The organism is Actinospineispora eucalypti (assembly GCF_039543365.1).
GTDB classification, from domain to species: domain Bacteria; phylum Actinomycetota; class Actinomycetes; order Mycobacteriales; family Pseudonocardiaceae; genus Pseudonocardia; species Pseudonocardia eucalypti.
Window position 1 is genome coordinate 42,385 of the sequence record NZ_BAABJP010000044.1, and the last position, 21,363, is coordinate 63,747.

18 protein-coding genes and 1 pseudogene are annotated in these 21,363 nt (G+C 72.9%); 15 read left to right on the top strand and 4 right to left on the bottom strand.

Annotation, left to right across the window (positions count from 1 at the left end; all coding sequences use genetic code 11):
- The first annotated feature begins 13 nt into the window (after positions 1-13).
- The 6 genes from ABEB12_RS33500 to ABEB12_RS33525 are packed head-to-tail and all read left to right on the top strand — an operon-like array spanning position 14 to position 4,699.
- The gene (locus tag ABEB12_RS33500; RefSeq protein WP_185059995.1) at positions 14-538 is read left to right on the top strand and encodes a GNAT family N-acetyltransferase; all 525 of its coding nucleotides are present in this window, start codon (positions 14-16) and stop codon (positions 536-538) included.
- 2 nt (positions 539-540) lie between these two features.
- Positions 541-1,473 (top strand): DUF4129 domain-containing protein, encoded by a 933-nt coding sequence (locus tag ABEB12_RS33505; RefSeq protein ID WP_185059996.1) that lies wholly within the window; start codon positions 541-543, stop codon positions 1,471-1,473.
- Positions 1,470-1,916 carry a hypothetical protein gene (locus tag ABEB12_RS33510; RefSeq protein WP_185059997.1) on the top strand — a complete coding sequence of 149 codons (447 nt, stop codon included), beginning with the start codon at positions 1,470-1,472 and terminating at the stop codon, positions 1,914-1,916. The genes ABEB12_RS33505 and ABEB12_RS33510 overlap by 4 nt, the downstream gene beginning before the upstream one ends.
- On the top strand, positions 1,913-2,893 hold the full coding sequence (locus ABEB12_RS33515; RefSeq protein ID WP_185059998.1) for an AAA family ATPase: 981 nt from the start codon (positions 1,913-1,915) through the stop codon (positions 2,891-2,893). The genes ABEB12_RS33510 and ABEB12_RS33515 overlap by 4 nt, the downstream gene beginning before the upstream one ends.
- Positions 2,890-4,158, top strand: a complete 1,269-nt coding sequence (locus ABEB12_RS33520) for a DUF58 domain-containing protein (RefSeq protein ID WP_185059999.1) — start codon at positions 2,890-2,892, stop codon at positions 4,156-4,158. The genes ABEB12_RS33515 and ABEB12_RS33520 overlap by 4 nt, the downstream gene beginning before the upstream one ends.
- 13 nt (positions 4,159-4,171) lie before the next feature.
- Positions 4,172-4,699: a hypothetical protein gene (locus tag ABEB12_RS33525; protein ID WP_185060000.1), complete on the top strand. Its 528-nt coding sequence runs from the start codon at positions 4,172-4,174 to the stop codon at positions 4,697-4,699.
- Between the two features lie 130 nt (positions 4,700-4,829).
- Here ABEB12_RS33525 and ABEB12_RS33530 read toward each other — a convergent pair whose 3' ends face one another.
- Positions 4,830-5,777, bottom strand: a complete 948-nt coding sequence (locus ABEB12_RS33530; RefSeq protein WP_185060001.1) for a hypothetical protein — start codon at positions 5,775-5,777, stop codon at positions 4,830-4,832.
- A gap of 229 nt (positions 5,778-6,006) precedes the next feature.
- Between ABEB12_RS33530 and ABEB12_RS33535 the strand changes: the two genes are divergently transcribed.
- Entirely contained in the window at positions 6,007-7,389 is a 1,383-nt protein-coding gene (locus tag ABEB12_RS33535; RefSeq protein ID WP_185060002.1) for an aminotransferase class V-fold PLP-dependent enzyme, read from the top strand.
- A gap of 322 nt (positions 7,390-7,711) precedes the next feature.
- On the opposite strand, the gene ABEB12_RS33540 is transcribed toward ABEB12_RS33535, so the two are convergent.
- Entirely contained in the window at positions 7,712-9,349 is a 1,638-nt protein-coding gene (locus ABEB12_RS33540; RefSeq protein ID WP_345703369.1) for a glycoside hydrolase family 13 protein, read from the bottom strand.
- 13 nt (positions 9,350-9,362) lie between these two features.
- Positions 9,363-9,455, bottom strand: a pseudogene (locus tag ABEB12_RS33545) (carbohydrate ABC transporter permease); the annotation flags it as partial.
- A gap of 846 nt (positions 9,456-10,301) precedes the next feature.
- Here ABEB12_RS33545 and ABEB12_RS33550 point away from each other — a divergent pair.
- The 7 genes from ABEB12_RS33550 (at position 10,302) to ABEB12_RS33580 (ending at position 19,278) form a co-directional block, all read left to right on the top strand.
- Positions 10,302-10,532 (top strand): hypothetical protein, encoded by a 231-nt coding sequence (locus ABEB12_RS33550; protein ID WP_185060003.1) that lies wholly within the window; start codon positions 10,302-10,304, stop codon positions 10,530-10,532.
- Positions 10,532-12,391: a hypothetical protein gene (locus tag ABEB12_RS33555; protein WP_345703370.1), complete on the top strand. Its 1,860-nt coding sequence runs from the start codon at positions 10,532-10,534 to the stop codon at positions 12,389-12,391. The genes ABEB12_RS33550 and ABEB12_RS33555 overlap by 1 nt, the downstream gene beginning before the upstream one ends.
- 91 nt (positions 12,392-12,482) lie before the next feature.
- Positions 12,483-14,615 (top strand): hypothetical protein, encoded by a 2,133-nt coding sequence (locus tag ABEB12_RS33560; RefSeq protein WP_185060004.1) that lies wholly within the window; start codon positions 12,483-12,485, stop codon positions 14,613-14,615.
- Positions 14,616-14,629: 14 nt separating this feature from the next.
- Positions 14,630-15,898, top strand: coding sequence for a YeeE/YedE thiosulfate transporter family protein (locus ABEB12_RS33565; protein WP_185060005.1), 1,269 nt, complete (start codon positions 14,630-14,632; stop codon positions 15,896-15,898).
- 23 nt (positions 15,899-15,921) lie between these two features.
- Positions 15,922-16,152 (top strand): hypothetical protein, encoded by a 231-nt coding sequence (locus tag ABEB12_RS33570; RefSeq protein ID WP_185060006.1) that lies wholly within the window; start codon positions 15,922-15,924, stop codon positions 16,150-16,152.
- 619 nt (positions 16,153-16,771) lie between these two features.
- Positions 16,772-18,184, top strand: a complete 1,413-nt coding sequence (locus ABEB12_RS33575; protein WP_185060007.1) for an MFS transporter — start codon at positions 16,772-16,774, stop codon at positions 18,182-18,184.
- A gap of 11 nt (positions 18,185-18,195) precedes the next feature.
- Positions 18,196-19,278, top strand: a complete 1,083-nt coding sequence (locus ABEB12_RS33580; RefSeq protein WP_185060008.1) for an LLM class flavin-dependent oxidoreductase — start codon at positions 18,196-18,198, stop codon at positions 19,276-19,278.
- Here ABEB12_RS33580 and ABEB12_RS33585 read toward each other — a convergent pair.
- The gene (locus tag ABEB12_RS33585; RefSeq protein WP_185060009.1) at positions 19,275-19,730 is read right to left on the bottom strand and encodes an Rrf2 family transcriptional regulator; all 456 of its coding nucleotides are present in this window, start codon (positions 19,728-19,730) and stop codon (positions 19,275-19,277) included. The genes ABEB12_RS33580 and ABEB12_RS33585 overlap by 4 nt on opposite strands.
- A gap of 140 nt (positions 19,731-19,870) precedes the next feature.
- Here ABEB12_RS33585 and ABEB12_RS33590 point away from each other — a divergent pair, with 140 nt between their 5' ends.
- Positions 19,871-21,289, top strand: a complete 1,419-nt coding sequence (locus tag ABEB12_RS33590; RefSeq protein ID WP_345703371.1) for an N-acetylmuramoyl-L-alanine amidase — start codon at positions 19,871-19,873, stop codon at positions 21,287-21,289.
- Positions 21,290-21,363 lie beyond the last annotated feature (74 nt).

The window sequence follows — 21,363 nt, forward strand, 5'->3', positions numbered from 1 at the left end:
GGGAGCCGCGCGGGTGCGTATAAGACAGGTGCGCGAGGACGAGCTCGATGCGCTGCGGGAGATCGAGCGCGCGGCCGGGGCGCCGTTCCGCGAGCTGGGCATGCACCTGGTGGCGGACGGGGAGCCGATGTCGGTGGCCGAGCTGGACCGGTTCCGCCGGGCCGGCACCGCCTGGGTGGTCACCTCGGAAGACCGACCGGTGGGCTACCTGGTGGCCGAGCCGGTGGACGGCGAGCTGCACATCGCCCAGGTCTCGGTACACCCGGATGCCGCCCGCCGGGGGCTGGGCCGGGAGCTGATCGAGCATGCGGACCGGCACGCGGTGGCGGCCGGCGGGTTCGCCGGGATGTCCCTGACCACCTACGTCGAGGTGCCGTGGAACGGGCCGTACTACCGCCGCCTGGGCTTCACCGAGCTGCCCGAGTCGCGCTGGGGGCCGGGTGTGCGGGCGATCCGGGAGGCCGAGGCGGCCGCCGGGTTGGATCTCTGGTCGCGTGCGGTGATGACCAGGGGGTTAGGCTGTAGCGCCAAGGTGTAACCATGGCGCAGCGACAGGACGAGGACAGCCGGAGCACCACCGCGTCGGTCCGGGTCGGCGCGGTGGCGGTGCTGCTTGTGCTGGTGGTGGTCGCGGCCAGGGCGCGGGCCGCCGGACTGACCCCGCCGCACGTCCCCGGCCCTTCCGGGAACTTCGTCATGGGCGTCATCCAGGTGTTCGGCACCGCCGTGCTGACCGCGGGCATGGTCCTGCTGCTGTGGGGCCGCTGGGTGCGGCGCAACACCGAGACCGTCACCGTGAAGAAGCGCAAGCGCCCTCCGCTCGGCCTCGAGGACCGCAAACGGGTGATCATCGCGGCCGGGGTCGGGATGGCCGTCGCGCTGCTGTTGCAGCTGCTCGGCTCGTTCCGCGAGCCGGTCCGCGAGGAGCCCCCGCCGAGCGCGCCGGATGCCCCGATGCGCCCGCCGGCCGCTTCCGACCTGGGCCTGGGGAACCTGCAACAGGCGCAGGACCACTCCACCAGCATGACCACCTACGTCACCTCGGCCGTGCTGCTCGCCGTGCTGGCCGCCGTGATGTTCGCGGTGCTCGGCCGGGACCGGGTGGAGGTGGTCGAGGAGGACGAGGAGCTGGACCCGGAGCAGGTGGCGCAGGCGGTGGCCGCCGCGCACGCCGCCGTGCGGGACCGCACGATCACCGATCCCCGGCAGGCCATCGTGGCCTGCTTCGCCGCGATGGAGCGGGCGCTCGCGGCCCGGGGCGCCGACCATGCGCCGAGGCTCGCGGACACCCCCGAGGAGGTGCTCCAGCGCGGCCGGGGCCTGCTGCCGGAGGAGCCCGCCGGCACGCTGTTGCGGCTGTTCCGGGAGGCACGGTTCAGCACCCACCCGATGCACGAGGCGGACCGGGAGGCCGCCGACCGCGCGCTCACCGAGATCCTGGCCGCGCTCGGCGTCGAGGAGGGCAGCCGATGACCCTGCTGGCGATCCCGCTGGTCGGCACGCAGGCGGGCCTGGTGGTGATGGGCGTGCTCGCGTTGATCTTCATCACCGTGGTGGTCGCGGTGAACACCTGGCTGAAGCTGCAGCGCCTGCGCAACCGCCCGCCGCCGGTGGACCCGAACACCATCGAGGCATCCCATTCGTACCGCCGCTACCTGGTGGCGGCGGCCTGGGCCGGCGGGTCGGCGCGGGACTGGGACCACAGCGTGCGGCCGGTTCTGGCCGACCTGGTGGAGTTCGCCATGGGCGAGCGGCGCTACCAAACGGGCGACGCGCGGCAGTCGGCCCGAGAATGGCTGGGCCCGGAGCTGTTCGCCCTGGTTGACCGGAAGGCCCGCCGCTCGGAGGACCGGTCGGCGCCCGGGCCCGGCCGGGCCGCGATGGTCCGCATCCTGGAAAGGTTGGACGAGCTGTGAAGCCTGACTTCGACACCGCTAGACGCGCCTCGGCCGTGCTGGACGAGATCGAGCGCGTGGTGGTGGGCAAACGGGGCGCGCTGGAGCTGATCCTGACCGCGGTGCTGGCCCGCACCCACGTGCTGATCGAGGACCTGCCGGGGCTGGGCAAGACGCTGATCGCGCGCTCCTTCGCCACCGCGCTGGGCCTGGACTTCCGCCGCGTGCAGTTCACCCCGGACCTGCTCCCGGCCGACCTCACCGGCACCACCGTGATGGACCAGGCCGAGGGCGAGTTCCGGTTCCGCCCCGGGCCGGTGTTCGCCAACCTGCTGCTCGCCGACGAGATCAACCGCACGCCGCCGAAGACCCAGGCCGCCCTGCTCGAGTCGATGGCCGAGGAACAGGTCAGCGTGGACGGCCACTCGCACCCGCTGCCCCAGCCGTTCATCGTGCTGGCCACCGACAACCCGATCGAGTACGAGGGCACCTACCCGCTGCCCGAGGCGCAGCTGGACCGGTTCGGCATGCGGGTGCGGATCGGTTACCTGCAGGCGTCCGACGAGGTGGAGATGCTCGGCCGGCGGATGAGCCGGGGCTCCGACCGGGCCGAGGTGCGCCGGGTGCTGGACGCCGGGACCCTGCTGGAAATGCGTGAGTCGGTGGAGTCGGTCTCCGCCGAGCCGGACGTCCTGGACTACGTGGTGCGGATCGTGGCCGCCACCCGGCAGGACAAGGACGTCGTGGTGGGAGCCAGCCCGCGCGCCTCGCTGGCGCTGCTGCAGCTGGCCCGGGCGCGGGCGCTGCTCTCCGGCCGGGACTACGTGATCCCCGAGGACGTGAAGGGCCTGGCGGTAGCCGCGCTGGCGCACCGGCTCAGCCTGCGCCCGGAGATGTGGGTGCGCCGGATCGACGCCGAGGAGATCATGCGCCGGGTGCTGGCCGTGGTCCCAGCGCCCCGGGCCAGCTCCCCCCGCGAGGTGGGAGCGCCCCGGTGAAGGACCGTCGGCTGGACTGGGTGCCGGCCGGCTGGTTGGTCGGCGTGGTCGCGGTGGCCGGTGTGCTGGCCCTCGCGGTGGTCATCGCCGGCCGGTTCGACCTGGTGGTTTTCACCGCCCCGCTGTTCGGCGCGCTGGCCGGCGCCTGGTGGGGGGTGCGGCCGAACCGGATGCTGGAGCTGACGGTGGAGCAGTCGGTGCAGCGGGCGTTCGAGGGCGAGTCGGTGACCCTGCACGTGGAGCTCACCGCGCCGCCCGGGGTGGAGCTGCAGCGGGTGGAGATGCAGACCAGCTACCAGCTGGAGGCATCGCTGGTCGGGCTGACCCGGCCGACGCCCAACCGGGTGCACGGCGAGTGGCGGCTGGAGGCCGGGCACTGGGGCCGGGGCTGGGTGCGGGCGCGGATCACCGCGCGCGGGGCCGGCGGGCTGCTCAACGGCAGCGCACTCTGCCAGGTGACCGAGGTGGCGGTGTTCCCGCACGCCGACCGGATCGGCGTCGCGCCGTTCCCGAAGGACCCGCCGGACCTGCTGGGCGTGCACATCGGGCGGCGCAAGGGCGGCGGCGTGGAGTTCGCCGGGCTGCGCGAGTACCAGGCCGGTGACTCGCTGCGTTCGGTGAACTGGCCGGTCAGCGCCCGGCGGGGCACGCTGCACGTGACCGAGCGGCTGACCGAGCAGGCGGCCAAGCTGGTGGTGCTGGTGGACGCCTCCGGGGAGATCCGGCAACCCGGTCGGACCACCCTGGAACTGTCCGTGCAGGGAGCGCTGGCCGTGGTGTCCGCCGCGCTGCGCCGGGGCGACCGGGCCGGGGTGATCGCGCTCGGCGGCATGATGCGCTGGCTGCAGCCGGGCATGGGACACCGGCACTTCTACCGGATCGTGGAGGCGCTGCTGGACGTGGAACCCGGCGCCGGGTCCGCGCCGGCCGACGCGGACGCCTTCCCTCCGTCCATCCTGCCCCGGGGCGCCGCGCTGGTGGTGTTCACCCCGCTGCTGGACGAGCGGGTGGTGCACTCCCTGATCGACCTGCGGCGACGGGGTTTCGGGCTGGCCGTGGTGGATGTGCTGCGCGCCCGGCCCCGGCCCCGGCCGCGCCAGGAGTACGACCCGATCGCCGTCCGGATGTGGCGGATAGGCCGGGCCGGCGTGCACAACCGACTGGTCGAGGCGGGCATCCCGGTGGCCGAGTGGGCCGAGGGCACCGAGCTGGAAGAGGTGCTCCGGCCGATCACCACCCGGGCGCTGAGCGGATCCCGGCTATGAGCGGATCACGGCTGTGAGCGGCGAACCCGAATCCAGGGTCGGGCGGCCCGGCACCTGTCTGCTGGCCGGCGGGATGATGCTGGCGGTGCCCACCGCGCTCGCCCTGCCGGCCCTGGACCTGCCGACCCCGTTGGCCACGCCCCGGCTGGGCCTGCTGATCACGGTGGTGCTGGCCATCGGCGCGGCGGCGGTGGTCGCCTCGGTGCTGCAGCCGCAGGGCGGGATCATGCCGGCGCTGGCCGTGCTGTGCACCGTGCTGGCGCTGATCGTGGAGCCCCCGATGGCCATCGGCGACGGGTTGTGCGGGTTGGCCTGCCTGGGGTTCCTGCTGGCCGTGCGGCTGCACCGGCAGACCCGGGCTGGCCCGGTCGACACCTCCCAGTGGATGCTCACGCACCGGCCGATGATCATCGGTGCGGCGGTGACCACGCCGGCCGCGATGGCCGCCGCGGTGTTCCCCGCCGCCGGCTGGGGCCTCCTGGCCGCCGCGCTGCTCGGCATCCTCTGCGCGGTGGTCGCCGCCGCCGTCCTCACCTCCTGAAACCCGCCATATCGCGGGTTTCACCAGCCCATGTCGCGGGTTTCGGCTGAACGCCTGCCGGGCTCGGGCGCGCGGCGGTGGTACGCGAATCCGCGACACGGGGTGCGCGAATCCGCGATATGGGTGGGGGTCAGGGGGCGGGCATGTTGGGGGGCCAGGCTACGTCGGTGGAGATCAGGGCGGTAGTCAGCCGGGTGCTGGAGTCGGCGTTGAGCGCGTCGGCGAGTTGTTTCAGCGCCTGGTTGGGGGAGTTGCCGGTGCGCGGGCAGGGGCCGCGCTGCTGGCAGGCGGTCTCCTGGGTGAGCACGCCGACCAGTCGCAGCGGGCCGGCCCCGTTCTTCGCTCCCCAACGGCTGATCGCCGCCCACTGCCGGGCCTGGATCCCATCGGTCCGGTAGATCTGCGGCACGGCGACCACGGTGGACTTGGCGCCGGTGGACACGTAGTGCACGTCGGCCATCGTCCAGCCGTTCCCGCAGGTCTCCTTGCCGCCGTCGGCGGCGCAGCCGTCGGCCGAGTTGGCCGCGTAGAGCATGCGGCCGGTGCCGGCCACGTAGGCGTCCACCCAGCCGCGCGCCCAGTCCGGCTTCGACCAGCCCGGCTCGCCGTCCAGCGCGCCGGTCACGGTGACCCGGTCGGCCGGGGCGTTCGCGCCCACCCGCTCGACCAGCCGCGCCCAGGACGCCCCGGCGTTCGCCGGGTCGGCCCCGCCGTCGGTCTTGTTGTTCACCCCGAGCGCGAGCACCGCCCTGGACGAGCCGCACTCCGCGTAGCCGCGGATCCAGCCGCCCGCCGACTTCGCCACCCAATCCTCGCTGATCCGCACGGCCGGCGAGGCGTTGGTGGTGCCGGGCGGCCGCAGCTGGCCGTCCTGTTGCTGGGTGCCGAAGAACAGCAGGTGCAGCCCCGAGCGGCCGATCCGCCCGTCGGCACAGCCGCTCTGGTAGCCCTGTTCCTCGGGTTGCTGGTCGGTGCCCACGCTGACGACGTAGTGGCTCGGCGTGGCCGGCTCACTGGGTTCCGCGTCGGTCAGGCCGGAGGACGCGACGGTGATAGCGGTCACAGCCAGGGCGCTCACCCGCGACAGCCACCCGTCCCATTGACGCACGATCACGGAACGTAGCCGCGACCCTCGCGTGCGGCGGGTAGGCGCGCTTGGCGGTCGCCTGAAAGAGTTACCCCGGGGTGGGGAAGCGTGGCGGCCGGTCACTCCGACAGTGTGTCGTGTGCGCTCGGTCTATCCGGGGGTGGGGCAGGCCTCATGGCGCTAACTTCACTAAATCACTCGAATTAGCAAGGATAGCGACGTGACCGATCTGCTGGACGAACAAGCGATTTCCCCGGGCGCGCCGACGCCCGGCCTGCCCAAGGTGCTCGGCGCCGACTCGCGCACCCGGCTGGCCGACGGCCGGGAGGTGCGGGTGGTACAGCTGAACAACGCCGCCACCACGCCCCCGTTCGAGCGCACCGCCCGAGCGGTGACCGAGTTCCTCGCCGACTACGGAGCGCTGCACCGGGGCGCGGGACCGAGGGCCCGGGCGACGGTGGAGGCGGTGGAGCTCGCGGTGGACCGGATCCGCGGGTTCATCGGCCACCCGGCGGACAACGGCCTGCTGTTCACCGCCAACACCAGCGCCGCGATCAACCTGCTCGCCCGGCTGCTCCCGCTCGGACCGGACGACGTGGTGCTCACCTCGGAGATCGAGCACACCTCGAACAACCTGCCCTGGCGCTACAACACCCCGGCCCGGGTGCTGGACGTGCGCGCGGACGACGCCGGCGCGCTGGACCTGGCCCACCTGGACGAGCTGTTCGCCGCCCATCCGGGTCGGGTGAAGCTGCTCGCCGTCACCGGTGCGTCCAACCTCACCGGCTACTGCCCCGACCTGGCCGCACTGGCCGACCGGGCCCACGCGGCCGGGGCGCTGCTGTTCGTGGATGCCGCGCAGCTGGCCCCGCACCGGCGGATCGACATGGCCGCCGCCGGGGTGGACGCGCTGGCCTTCTCGGCGCACAAGGTGTACGCGCCGTTCGGGCTGGGCGTGCTGTCCCTGCCCCGCCGGGTGCTGGACCGCCAGCCGCCGGACCCGGGCGGCGGCTCCATCGACATGATCTCCGATATGGGCGCCGTGGTGTGGGCGCCGCCGGGGGAGCGGCACCAGACCGGCACCTGGAACGCCACCGGCATCGTCGCCCTGGGCGCCTCCTGCGCGGCCATCGCCGACGCCGGCTGGGAGACCATCGAGGCCCACGAACGGTCCCTGGTGGCCCGGGCGGCCGAGCTTCTCTCCGGCGTACCCGGGGTGCGGCTGACCGTGCCGGCCGACCGCTACCGCTCGGACGACCGGATCGGCACCTTCCCGTTCGTGGTCGACGGCCTGCACCACGCGCTGGTCGCGGCGGCGCTGGAGCACGAGCACGGCATCGAGGTGCGGGCCGGCACCATCTGCAACCACCGGCTGGTGCGCCGGTGGATCGGGGTGCCCGACGCCGAGCAGGCCCGCATCGAGGCCGAGATCGCCGCCGGCGACCGCCTGGCCAGCTACGGCATCGTGCGCGCCAGCCTCGCCTGCCACACCGACGAGGACGACCTCACCCGCCTGGCCGAGGCCCTCACCGCCCTGACCACCCACGGCCCCAGGTCGACCTACCTCCCCCACCCCGCCGAGGAGACGTATCTGCCGGGTTAAAACGTCCGGCGAATGAGGGATCCCGTTCGCCCCCCTTCGCCGAGTGCTCCGGTGATCCCGGCGACGGCTGGGCGGACTTCCTCGGCTTGGTTACCGTCTGTGCTCGAATTATGGACAACCCGGGTGACCACCGGGGCCGGTTTATGGGTGATCGCCGTTCGTGGCGGTTCAGCCTCGAAAATCGACGCTGAACCGCCAGAGACCGTGATCATGCCCCGCCCGGCCGGACCACGGTCCGTGACCGAGCCCCCGACCAGCGTAAGAGGCCGCACCCGAGTCGCGGCAGAGCACCCGACCGCGCCGTCCGAGCGCACTCGGTGACTCAGACGCGCAACCAGGCCGCCGTGTCGGGCGGGAGCCGGCCACCGGAGAGCGGGGCGCTGGTCAGCAGGGTCTCCTGGTGGGGCGGGAGCTCGACCGGTGAGTCGGAGAGGTTCAACACGCAGGCGAAGCCGGGGTCGCGGGTGAAGGAGAGCACGTCCGGGCCGGCGTCCGACCAGGTCAGCGTGCCGTCGCCGAGCGCGGGATGGGACCGGCGCAGGCGCAGCGCGGACCGATAGAGCTCCAGCATGGAGTCCGGGTCACCGGTCTCCGCCGCCACCGACAGCGATGCCCAGGTCGGCGGCTGTGGCAACCACGGTGACGCGCCGTCGGGGCTGAACCCATAGGGCGGCGCGTCCCCGGACCACGGGATCGGCACCCGGGCGCCGTCCCGGCCCCGGTCGGCCCCGCCGGAGCGCACGAAGGTGGGGTCCTGCAGTACCGAGTCCGGCAGGTCCTCCACCTCGGGCAGGCCCAGCTCCTCGCCCTGGTAGACGTACGCGCCGCCGGGCAGCGCCAGCATGAGCAGCGCCGCGGCGCGGGCGCGCCGGGTGCCCAGCACCAGGTCGGGTGTGCCGGTCCGCTGGTAGCCCTCGTTCGGCCGCCAGGTCGTGGGCGGCCGGCCGTAGCGGCTGGGGTGGCGGGTCACGTCGTGGTTGGACAGCACCCAGGTGGCCGGCGCACCGACCGCGCCCAGGTTGCCCAGGGTCGCGTCGATCACCGAACGCAGCTCGGCGGCCCGCCACGGGGACTGCAGGAACTCGAAGTTGAACGCGGTGTGCAGCGCCCCGGCCCGCACGTACCGGGCCAGCCGGTCGGCCGAGTCGGTCCACGCCTCGGCCACGAACTTGCGCTCGCCGGGGTAGGAGTCGGCCACCTTGCGCCAGCCGGCGTAGACCTCGAGCACCTCGTCCCGGTCCCAGTGCGGGTGGGTGCCCGCCGGGTAGCGGTAGCCGGAGCCGCGCGGCGCGACCAGGTCGGGCAGTTCCTCGTCCTTGATCAGCCCGTGCGCCACGTCGATCCGGAAGCCGTCCACGCCCCGGTCGAACCAGAACCGCAGGATCGACTCGAACTCCGCGCGCACCTCCGGGTGCGCCCAGTTCAGGTCGGGTTGCTCGGGGGCGAACAGGTGCAGGTACCACTCGCCGGGGGTGCCGTCCGGGTTGGTCGTGCGGGTCCACGCCCGCCCGCCGAACACGGACTCCCAGTTGTTCGGCGGCTCGTCCCCGTCCGGGCCGCGACCGGGACGGAACACGTAGCGTTCGCGCGCCACGCCGCCCGGGCCGCCGGCCAGCGCCTCCCGGAACCAGGCGTGCTGGTCGGATGTGTGGTTGGGCACCAGGTCGGGGATCACCTTGATCCCGTGGCCGTGCGCCTCCTCGATCAGCCGCTCGGCGCCCTCCAGGGTGCCGAACAGCGGGTCGATCTCCCGGTAGTCGGCCACGTCGTAGCCGGCGTCCGCCTGCGGTGACCGGTACCACGGGTTGATCCAGATGGCGTCCACCCCGAGGTCGCGCAGGTAGCCCAGCCGGGACCGGATGCCGGCGATGTCGCCCATCCCGTCACCGTTGCCGTCCGCGAAACTGCGCAGGTAGACCTGGTAGATGACGGCATCCCGCCACCAGGGGTTCTCCGACACTCAGCAAACCTCTCTACTTGACTCCGCCGGTGGTCAGGCCAGCGACGATACGTCGTTGACCGAGCAGCACGGCTATGAGAAGCGGCACGGTGACCACCACGCCGGCCGGCACGCCCAGCACCCTGAGTTGGCGTTCCTAGCACGCCGACTCGCGGTGCCAGGAACGCCGACTCGCGGGGGTAGGGGTGTCGAGATGGGGCTCGCTTGGGTGGTGGGGTGATTGCGGAGCGTGATGATGGCGCTCGGATGTCGTATTGGTGATTGCGGAGCGTTGTTGGGGGCCGGGCGGGTGGCGGGTTGTTCCGGGGTGGGGTCGCCAATGGGTGATGCCTGGGGGGCGTCCGGTACCGGGGGTGGCTGAACACCGGTTGGTTCACACGATGCGGTGGACCGGGCCGGGGCGGGGAACCGGGCCACAAATCCCCTAAATCCACTAATTCAGTCAAGTTTAGGCGGAGTGTGGTGGCCTGGGTCACGGTGCTGGAACGATTCAGTTCACCTGATTGGTGACCTTGGTCGAGACGGCCGGGAGGCGGTACCGGGGGCGGGGTTTGACCGTTCCGTTATCCCGATGCAAATATCTCGGCGTGCGAGATTGGAAACTATTTGCTCACCGGATCCACGTGGATCTCCGGCGGCAAGCCAGCGCACTCTGTATCGCGCTAGCGAGCTGATCCACTTCCGGTCGGCCATTCGACGGCGTCGGGGCAGAGGACGTCGAATGCGCGGTCATGCCGGAACCGGATCGGCTCGCCGATCTCGCCTTTCTGAGCAGCTCGTGGAGCCACGCGGCACGGAGGCTGTCCACCTCCAGCCGTAGTCCCGAACCGACTGCTCGGTATTTCTCACGGCCTTTTTCAGCCGATCCCCCACATCGCGCTGAATGCTGCTCATTTTATGGCGGGCCGTGGTCGCTCCCCATTCGAATTCGGTTAACGAGGTGCAAGAGACTGTGCAGAAACTCAGACGCGCGGCCGTGGTCGGCCTGGTGCTGACCGGTGGCGTCCTAGCGGTGGCCGGGCCGGCCTTCGCCGACGAGGACGAGTCGGCGGGCGCCGCCCAGGGACCCAGCTCGGCCAACGACGTAACGCCGGCCGGTGTGCCGGTCTTCGGCCTGCTGGAGTCCGTTGAAGGCGCGCCGAAGCGGCTTTCCCCGGAGCCAGAGTCCACCGAGGACCGCTGATGGGCGGTTTCCTGGCCGGGTTGAAGACCCGGCACAAGATCCTGGCCGGGGTCGCGGTGCTCGCCGTGGCCGCCGGCCTGACCACGGTGCCCACCCTGACCGGCTCCGCCGACGCCGACATCCAGCCCCTGAAGTCTCTGCTCAAGGGCAAGGACGGCAAGGACTACTGGGTGGAGAACCACGTCGACGGAAAAAAGGCCGAGGAGTCCCGCGACCACGCCCGCAAGAACGGGAAGCGCCCGGAGTACCTGATCGTCTGGGCGGGCGACGAGAACATCGCCGACACGGTCGTCCCGGACATCAAGAAGCTGCCCGGTTCGCTGCTCAACGACACGGTCGGCAAGGTGAAGAACGCCCTGCCCGGGCCGGACTTCCTGGCGGTCATCGACGCCACCGAAGGTTCCCCGACGTATGGCAAGGTGATCAACACCGGCACGGTCGGCCCGCTGGTGGAGAACGAGCCGCACCACATGCAGTACGTGTGGCACAAGGGCGAGAAGATCTTCGCCGGCGGCCTGTTCAGCGCGGCGACCTACGTGTTCGACGTGTCGAAGCTGCCCAGCCTGAGCCTTTCCGGGGTCAGCCTGCCGAGCAACACGCTGTGCGGGTCGGTGCCGGACGCGTACTGGGTGCTCAAGGACGGCAGCGCGTACGGCACGTACATGGGTGGCCCGGTGGCGCCCGGGCCGTGCCGCTACACGCACGGCGAGGTGCGCACCGGCAACGGCTTCGCCGGCACGCCCGGTGAGCTGGTCCGGCTCGGGCCGGACGGGAAGAACCTGGTGGAGGCGCCGGCCGCGACCGGCAAGCCCGAGGACCGCAAGCAGTGCCTCAACACCCCGGCGCTGTCCGAACCCTCCTGCGCCAACCCGCACGGCATCCAGGTCCGCGAGGACCTGAACACCGTGGTCACCAGCGACTTCGCCGAGCCGCGCACGGTGATCCTCGACCCGATCAAGACACCGTCGCCGTACCTGCGCCGGACCACGGTGCGGACCTGGGACATCAGCGACAAGAACCACCCGAAGATCCGCTCGGTGTCCTACCTGCCGACCGGTCCCCGCTCCGACCCGAACAAGCCGCTCTACAACGAGAACCGGGCGGCCATGGAGGTCACGGTGACCAACCGGCCGGGGCACAAGGGCGCGTTCGCGGAGACCATGCAGGGCGCGGCGATCTTCTACACCGCCGACATCACGGACCCGAACCCGAAGTGGGTCCAGGTGTTCGACAACACCACGGCGGACCGGGAGATCACCGGGCCGAACGCCAAGGGCGCCGGGGACAACGCGGCCTGGATCCAGACCAGCCCGGACGACAAGACGCTGTTCCACTCGGTGCAGGGCCGCAAGCCCGGCACGCTCGGGCCGGACGACCCGGGCACCGTCGGCGGCGTGTTCAGCCTGGACATCTCCAAGCTGGTCGGAGCGGGCAAGGACTTCAAGTGCAACATCGACAACGAGAAGGAGATCGCGCACGGCGGTCAGGAGTCCGACTGCCCGAAGCTGAAGGGCACCGTGGCCATCGGCCCGGACAAGAAGGCCGGCGGCCCGCACTGGGGGGCGCTGGACAACCTGAAGCTCGGTCACGACGGCTACTACCACGAGGACGACGACCCGAAGCGGCTCGCCACGGCGAACTACTTCGTGGCCCGCAACGGCCTCGACGGTGATCACAAGGTGTGCATCGTGAACATCGCCAAGGACGGCAAGCTCTCGGTCGACAAGAACTTCAAGGACGAGAAGACCGGCGAGACCTGCGTCAACTTCAACCGTGCCGACTGGCCGCATGGCGCGTTCGGCAACGCGAAGCCGCACTCCATGTTGTTCGTGACGGCTGATGAAGACATCAAGAAGTAGTTCGGAAACCGTCCGGACCCAGCGGCGCCCCCTGCTCCCAGGGCGCCGCTGGGCTCCGGCCCTATCTTCCCGCGCCGCCGCCGCGGTGATCGTGTCCGTCGTCGCCACGGCGGCGGTCTTCGCGCTGGTCCGGTTCGGCGGCGGTGACCCGGACTGGCACCCGATCACCGCGCTGGTCGACCCGAGCCCGGCCCCCGCGGCCACTGCCGTGCGGGTGCTGCTGCTCGCGGCCAGTGCGCTGACCGCCGGCGCCGGTCTGGTCCGGGCTCTGCTCGGGGACGGCACCCTGCTTCGCGGCGGCGCCCTGCCCGCGGACGGCGGCGTGCCTGGAGACGGCGGGGCGCCTGGGAACGGCGTACCCGGAGACGGCACCCTGCCCGCCGGGGTGCGGCGGTCGGCCTGGGCCGGCGGTCTGGTGGTTGCCGGGGCCTGTGTGGTGGCCGTGTTCACGGGGCAGGCGGCCGCGTACGTCGCGGCGGTGCAGCTTGCGCTCGCGCTCGCGGTGCCCCTGCTGCTGGCCTCGGCGCGCCAGGTGGTGGCACCGTCGGTGCTGCTCGCCGGGCTGCTCGCGGCCGAGCAGGGCAGTGCCCGGGAGGGGCTGCCGCTGGTGCTGGACGTGGTTTACGCGCCGGCCGGGGCGGCGCTGCTCGGCGCCGCGCTGTTCAGCATCACGCTGCCCCCGTCGGCCCGGCTGGGACGGGTGGCGCTCGGCGCGGGACTGGTCGCCTCGGTGACGGGGACCGCGCAGCTGCTGATCACCGGCCCGCGCACCGACTACGACGCGCTGCACACGGCGTACGGGCTGGCCGCCCTGGCGCAGGCCGCCGCGCCGGTGCTGGCCACCCTGATGTGGGCCTATCCGCTCGCCTCCCGGCACCGCGCCGGCGAGCTGAGCCGGATGGCCGCCGGCGGGCTGCTGGTCGCGTTCGCGGCCGCCGCCGCGCTGGCCACGCTGCCCCGGCCGGCCGCGGCGCCGGAGCCGGGCCAGGCCCTGCTGCGCCCGGTCGACCTGCCGCTGCGGCACCTGGCCGTGCAGGTGCTGCCCATGCGTCCGGGGCCGAACCTGGTGCACATCGGGGCCACCGACCCCAGCGGCGCGCCGATCCGCCAGCACCACGGGGCGCCACTGCCCAGCGGCTCGCCCGGCGGGCTGCTCGTGAGCGTGGGCGAGGACGCGCCCCAGGTCACGGTCGCGGAGCGGCCCGGTGCGCCGGGCGGCTGGGCGGTGGTGGACATCCCGGTCGGTGCGAACCGGCTCACCATCACCGGCGACGGGGTGTCCGCCGACGTGCCCGTCGACGTGGGCACCGAGCCCGGCGACCCGGCGGTGCAACGCGCGCTGACCGGCCCAGACGGCCCGGAATGTGCCAGCGCCGCCCTGGGCGCACTGGTCGCCGGGCACCCGTCCGACGACCCGCGTGGAGCCACCGAGCCGACGCTTCCCGACAGCGCCGCCTCGGCCGCGCCGGGCGATCTGGCGCCGGGCGATCTGGCGCCGGGTGGTTCGACGCCAGGCGAGCCGGCGCCGAGTGCGTCCGGCAGCGCCGCGTCGGCCGCGCCGGACCGGGTGGCGCTGCGGGCGTTCGACACCGCCGAGGCGGGCGAGGGCTGCCCGTCGGCCGCGCTGTCCGCCGCCGACACTGTCGCGCTGCGGGACACCGTGAACTTCCTGGCCCAGCGCGGGATCACCGGCGTGCACCTGGTCGCCGACGACTCGCCCCGCGCCGTGGCCGCCCAGGCCCTGGTGCGGGCCGAGGCGGCGGCCCGGCGGCTGCCGGTGACCGCCATGCCCCAGACCGGGGACACCCTGCTGGTGGTGTCCGGGTGGGCGCGGGCGGCCGGCGCGGTCGCCGAGGCCACCGAGCGGGCGGCCGGCGCGCCGTCCGGCGGGGTTGTGCTCGCACCCTGGCTGCTGGCCAGCCACGTGCTGAACAAGGCGCCGTCGGAGGTGCTGCCGCTCTCCTTCAACCCGCAGGAGACCGAGCCCCGGCAGTACGCGACCACGGTGGCCGCGGTGTTCCCCGGGGAGACCCCGTCGGCCGGCGGCTACCTGGCCTGGGCGTGGCGGTCTGGGAACCCGGTGCCACCCGGAAGGCCCGCGTTCTACGGCGCGGCGCCGGTGGACGTGCCGATGGGCATCCCGATGGCCCACGGCGTCAACCCGGCGGGTTGGTACCCGAGCGGCACCGTGGTGGCGATCAACCCACCACTCGGCGACCGGTGACAAGGAGGATTGAGATGTCCGTACTCAGTGAGGGCGGGTTCCTGCGCCGGCTGCCGCTGGTGGAGCGGGCCGCGCACCACCCGGCGGAGCGGGAGTCGCCGCCGACCAACTGGCCGGTGGTGGCCGTCGGCCTGGTGCTGGCCGCGGCGCTCGCGCTGGCCGTGGCGGCGAACTCGAACGGGATCATGGTGATCACGTCGGTGCTCGGCCTGGCGCTGGGGTTCACCCTGTTCCACTCCCGGTTCGGGTTCACCTCGGCGTGGCGGCAGCTGGTGTCGGTCGGTCAGGGTGTGGCGCTGCGCGCGCACATGCTGATGCTCGCGGTGGCCTGCGTGCTGTTCGCCGTCGTGCTGGCCACGGGCGTCGGGCTGAACGGTGCGCCGAAGGGTTTCGTCAACCCGGTGGGCATCACGCTGCTGGTCGGCGCCTTCCTGTTCGGCATGGGCATGCAGGTGGGCGGGTCGTGCGCGTCCGGAACGCTGTTCGCGGTCGGCAGCGGGCAGAGCGCCATCGTGCTGACCCTGTTCGGTTTCATCGCCGGCTCGGTGATCGCCGCCGCGCACTACACGTTCTGGTTCGTCACCGTGCCGAGCGGGCCGGCCGTGTCGCTGGCCGGGCTGCTCGGCTACCCGGGGGCGCTGCTGGTCTCCCTGGCGGTGATGACGCTGATCGTGGCCGCGTCGTACCGGGTGGCCAAGCGGCGCAACCCGCCGCCGATGGCCGACCCGCCGGTCGCGCGCGGCTGGGTGCGGCTGCTGCGCGGGTCGTGGCCGCTGTGGGTGGGCGCGCTGCTGCTCGGCGGGCTGAACGCGGCGGTGCTGTTCGTTTCCGGGGCGCCATGGGGCGTCACCTCGGCGTTCGGGCTGTGGGGCGCCAAGCTGCTCGGCCTGGTCGGCTGGGACACCTCGCACTGGGCGTTCTGGCAGGTGCCGGCGAACGCGAAGGCGCTGGCCGGCTCGGTCTTCGCCGACCGGATCTCGGTGCTCGACTTCGGGATCATGGTCGGCGCACTGATCGCCTCCGCCGCCGGCGGCGCGTTCGTGCTGCACCGGCGGGTGCCGTGGCGGCTGGCCCTGGGCTCGGTGCTCGGCGGGATCGCCATGGGCTACGGCGCCCGGCTGGCCGGCGGCTGCAACATCGGCGCCTACTTCTCCGGCATCGCCTCGTTCAGCCTGCACGGCTGGGTCTGGGGGGTGGCGGCCCTGGTCGGCACGTTCGCCGGGTTGCGGCTGCGGCCGCTGTTCGGCCTGACCAACCCCAAACCGGCGGACTCGATCTGCTGACAACCCCGATGAAAGGAACAGAAATGCACAACTCGATTCGCCGCACGCTGCTGCTGAGCGTCGGCGTGGGTGCGCTGCTCGGCGCGGCGGCCGGAGTGGCCGCCGCCAGCGAGTCCGACTCGGACTCCGGCGGGCCGACCGACGTCTACGTGCTCAACGGCGTCCCGGCGGTGCCGGTGGAGCACCCCGAGGTGCTGCAGAGCACCGTGCTGCCGCCGGCGTACGACGCGCTGGACTCCGCCAGCAAGCACTGACGCCCCATCCCGGTCCCGGCGGACCGAGCCCCCGCCGGAACCGGAGCCTCGACGGCCGTGCCGTGCCGCGCTCTCCTCGGCACGGCAAGGCCGGGGAACCGCGGCGGGCCGGTGGCGGGGGAATGCTGCCCCCTCGCCACCGTGCCCGCCGCATCCACCTTCCGGACGTCGCGGTGAAAGCCCCCGGCCGTGCGGCCGTAGACCGGGCTTGATCGCCAGCTGTGGCGGTTCAGCGTCGAATTTCGAGGCTAGGCCGCCAGAAACAACGATCATCCCCGGGGGCTACTTGATGATCATGGATTACATGGTCACCATGACATCGCGGCCACCTGGCGGCCCGAAAGTGACCACCATGCCATGGTGATCTTGAATCGGTTGTCATCGCTACACCATTCGTCACCCTGGTTGCGCGAGAAGAGCAGGAAGGCCGCACCCAAGTAGCGGCAGGCCAGCCGGCGCGGCCCCGGTCAAGTCGATCTCTAAAACCAGCACCGGTTCCTCGCCGAGCGGGCGTGCACGCCTTAGCGCCCGGAGCCAGACCCAGACGCATGGCAAACCGACACCGTCACCGTCGAACTCGTCCAGAGCGCCGCCGGCGTCCGCTCGAGCAGGAAGTGTGATGCCCGAATCGATGGCGATCGCGCCGATCCGGCCGCGCCGGGTGACCCGGAGCATCGGCCGGTTCACCGGTCCGACGCTCGTCCAGACGTCCGATCCGAAGCCGGCCCGGCCCGGGCCGCCGCCCTCCGCGGCGCCCGGCTCCCCGACGCCCGCCGCCGCCGCGTCTGACTCCGCGTCGGACCGTGCCGAAGCGGCCGGTTCCGCGCCGGTGCGTCCCGAGGGTGCCGAGCCCGCGCCGGGCCGTCGGGTGTTGGTGGTCGTCGGCATCGCTCTGGTCGCGGTGAACCTGCGCACCGCGGTGACCAGCCTCGGCGCGCTGCTCGGTGAGGTGACGGCGGCGTGGTCGTTCTCCGGGGCGGCCGCCGGCCTGCTCACCGCACTGCCGGTGCTGACGTTCGCCCTGCTGGGTGTGGGGGCACCCCGGTTGGCCCGCCGGCTGGGCACGGAAACGCTGGTCGCGTTGGCCATGCTGTTCACGGCCGGCGGGCTGGCGATGCGCGCGGTGACCGGTGCCTGGCCGGTGTTCCTGCTGGCCAGCGTGCTCGCCCTGGCCGGTGCGGCGGTGGGGAACGTGTTGCTGCCGCCGCTGGTGAAGAAGTACTTCCCGGACCGGATCGGTGCGCTGACCGCGCTCTACACCACCGCGCTCGCGCTCGGTATGACCGGCGGGGCGGCGCTGACCGTGCCGACGCAGCGGGCGCTGGACGGGGACTGGCGGGTCGGGCTGGGCATCTGGGCGGGCCTGGCGCTGGTCGCCGTTCCGCCCTGGCTGGCCCTGGCCACGGGGGCCGGGGCGGTGGAGCCCGGCCCGGCGCGGCGGATGGCGGTGCACCGGTCCGGCACGGCGCTGGCGCTCACGGTGTTCTTCGGCTGCCAGTCCTGCAACGCCTACGTGGTGCTGGACTGGCTGCCCACCGTGCTGGCCGACGCGGGTGTGGACCCGGCCCGGGCGGGCATCCCGCTGGCCGTGTTCGGCGCGGCGGCGGTGCCGGCCTCGCTGCTGGTGCCCTGGCTGGCGGCGCGATCGGACGGCGCCCAGCGCGGCCTGGTGCTGGCGACCGCGCTGAGCTACGCGGCCGGCTACCTGGGGCTGCTCGGCGCGCCGGCCGGGGCGGGCTGGTTGTGGGGGCTGCTGCTCGGCGTGGGCAACGGGGCGTTCCCGCTGGCCGTCACGCTGATCGGGCTGCGCTCCCACGACGCGGAGGTGACCGCCGCGCTGTCCGGGCTGGTCCAGGGGGCCGGCTACCTGCTCGCCGCGGCCGGCCCCCTGTTAGTGGGCCTGCTGCACCAGTCGACCGGCGGCTGGCGGGCGCCGTTGCTGGTGCTGCTCGGCGGGTTGGTCGTCCAGCTGGCCAGCGGTTTGCGCGCGGCCCGGTCCGGCACCGTTGACGGCTTTTCGAATCAGCACTAAAAAGATGGGTCATGCACGTCGGACTGGGACTGTTCTTCCAGGGACTGGACGAGGGCGAGGACGACCACGCGGTGGTGCGCGCCCAGCTCGCGCTGGCCGAACGGGCCGAGGCGGACGGCTTCGGCTCGTTGTGGACGGCCGAGCACCACTTCACCCGCTACCACATGATGCCCAACCCGCTGCAGCTGCTGACCTACCTGGCCGGGCGCACCCGGTCGGTCCGGCTGGGCACCATGGTCATGGTGCTGCCGTGGCACGACCCGGTGCGGGTGGCCGAGGAGGTGGCCTGGCTGGACTCGGTCTCCGGCGGGCGGGTGCTGCTCGGGCTGGGTCGGGGCCTCGGGCGGGTCGAGTTCGACGGCTTCCGGCTGGACATGGCCGAGTCCCGGCAGCGGTTCGTGGAGTACGCCACCACGATCTCGGCCGGCCTGGAGACCGGCGTGCTGGAACACCAGGGCACGCTGTACCGGCAGCCCAGGGTGGAGCTGCACCCGCCGCCGGTCGCCACGTTCCGGGGCCGGACCTACGCGACGGCGGTGTCCCCGGAGTCCGCGAAGATCATGGCCGGCCTGGGCTACGGGCTGTTGCTGCTGGCCCAGAAGCCGTGGGCGACCACGATCGCCGAGACCTCCGCGTACCGGGAGCTGTTCGCGGACCTCAACGGGCACGAGCCCCCGCCGCCGATCCTGGTCAGCTTCACCACGGTGGACCGCGACCCGGCGCGGGCCGCCGAGCTGCGCGCCCGGTACGCCTTCGACTACGCCCGGTCCACCGTGGAGCACTACGAGTTCCTGAACCCGTCGCTGGCCGACATACCCGGCTACGAGTACTACGCCGGCCTGCACCGCAACATCACCAAGCACGGCCTGGACGCGTTCAACGGCTTCCTGGCCGGCCTGCAGTTCGGCGGCACCCCGGACGAGGTGGTGGAGCAGACCCTGACCAGGGCGCGCGAACTCGACCTGGGCGGCGTGGTGCACCTGCTCGGCTTCGGCGGCATGCCGGCGGACGTGCGGGAGCGCAACTACCGGACGTTCGTCGAGGACGTGTTGCCGCCGCTGCGCGCGGCCGACCCGCACCGGGAAATCGGTTAGCGGTTCTGCCAGGCGTCGGTGCTGTCGGCGATCCGGCGCACCTTGGCCGGCAGTTTCCGGGAGGCCAGGTCGGCCAGGGTGACGTTCTCCAGCACCCCGCGCACGCTGGCCCGCATGGCCACCCACAGCGGCCGCAGCGCCTCGGCGGCCTCGGCGTAGTTCAGGTCCTGGGGCCGCTCGCCGCGCACGGTGGCCAGCGGGCCGTCCACCGCGCGGACCACGTCCGCCACGCTGATCTCCTTCGCCGGCTGGCCCAGCCGGTACCCGCCGTCGATGCCGCGCCGGCTGGCCACGATGCCGGCCCGGCGCAGGTCGCACAGGATGGTCTGGAGGAACTTCTGCGGGATGTCCTGCGCCTGGGCGATGGACTCCGCGTTGCGGTGCTGCCCCGGGTCGATGGCCAGTTCCACCGCCGCCCGGACCGCATAGTCGGCTCTTGCTGAAACGCGCACCTACACATAGTGGCCTATCCAGACCGGTCCGCGCACGTGGGGAGGGGGCAAACTTGACTTCTCGGTGGGGAATAAGGTGTCGGACCGGCTCGCCCCTAGACTCGCGCTGGTCGGTCGATCTAGGGGTTGGTTTGCGGTCGGTGGGACGTCGCCTGTGCGCCCTCGGCGCACTGGTCGCGGCACTCGCGCTGGCGTTGTACGTGCCGCGCGCCGGGTCCCCGCTCCCCGAATGCCCGCCCGAGCTGGACTGCCGGTTCGTCCCGGCGGCCTACGCGCAGACCGACCCGGCCGACCCGGACACCTACGGCAACTACGACGTCGCCGACCGCCCGGCCGACGGCAATGACATCCGCTACATCGTCGTCCACAACACCGAGGTCAACTACGACCGGGCGATCGAGCTGTTCCGCAACCCGCGCAAGGGGGCGGCGGCGCACTACCTGGTCCGCTCGTCCGACGGCCAGGTCACCCAGTTCATCCCGACCAAGGACGTCGCCTTCCACGCGGGCAACTACTGGTTCAACACGCACTCGATCGGCGTCGAGCACGAGGGGCTGCTGGCCGAGGGCGACCGCTGGTACACCGACGCGATGTACCGGGCGTCCGCCCGCCTGGTGCGCTACCTCGCCGCCCGCTACCACATCCCGCTGGACCGCGAGCACATCCTCGGCCACGACGAGCTGCCCGGGCTGACCGGCAAGCGCACCGCCGGCATGCACTACGACCCCGGCCCCTACTGGGACTGGGCGCGCTACTTCCAGCTGCTCGGCGCGCCGCTGCCGGCCACGCCGGCCACCCGGGGGACGCCGAGCGTGCTGACCATCGCGCCGTCCTTCCCGGCCAACTCCCCGCCGCTGAGCGCGTGCGCCGGCAACAACTGCGCCGACCAGCCGGACCAGGGCAGCAACGCGGTTCCGCTGCGCGCCGCCCCGGCCGACGACGCCCCGCTGGTCGGGGACACCCTGCTGCACCCGGACGGTGCGCCGGGGACCGACAAGCTGTCCGACTGGTCGGCCCGGGCGGTCGCCGGGCAGTCCTTCGCGGTGGCGCGCCGCCACGGTGAGTGGACCGGCATCTGGTTCGGCGGTCGGCTGACCTGGCTGCGCGACCCGCGCAGCCAGGTGTCGGTGATGGGCGACCCGTCCGGTCCGCTGCTCACCCCCCGGCCGGGCCGCGCCACCATCCCGGTTTACGGCGCCGCCGCCCCGGAGGCCGGGGCATACCCGGAGGGCGTTCCGGCCGGCGCGATCACGCCGCTGGGCTACACCATTCCCGCCGGTCAGGTCTATCTCGGCGTGCGGCGCGTCCGGAGCTCGGACTACCACGCGCGGTTCGCCGCCGACCAGAACCCGGACGGCAACCGGCGGGTGGCCGGGGACCGCGAGCTGTGGCAGATCTCGTTCAACCACCGGCGCGTCTTCGTCGACGCCGCCGACGTAACCGTGGCGTCCCCGGGTTCGGGGCCCCGGGGTTGGGCGCCGCCGGGTTGGGCGCCGGCGGGTTGGGCGCCGCCGGCAATCCGGCTGGCCGGTCCTCCGCCGGCCCGGCCGGACGTCTAGGGCCGCACGCTCATTGTTGCCGTTCCGTATGTTTGGTTGCCGTTCCGTTGCGAAGGCTTGGCGCCTCGCGGCCG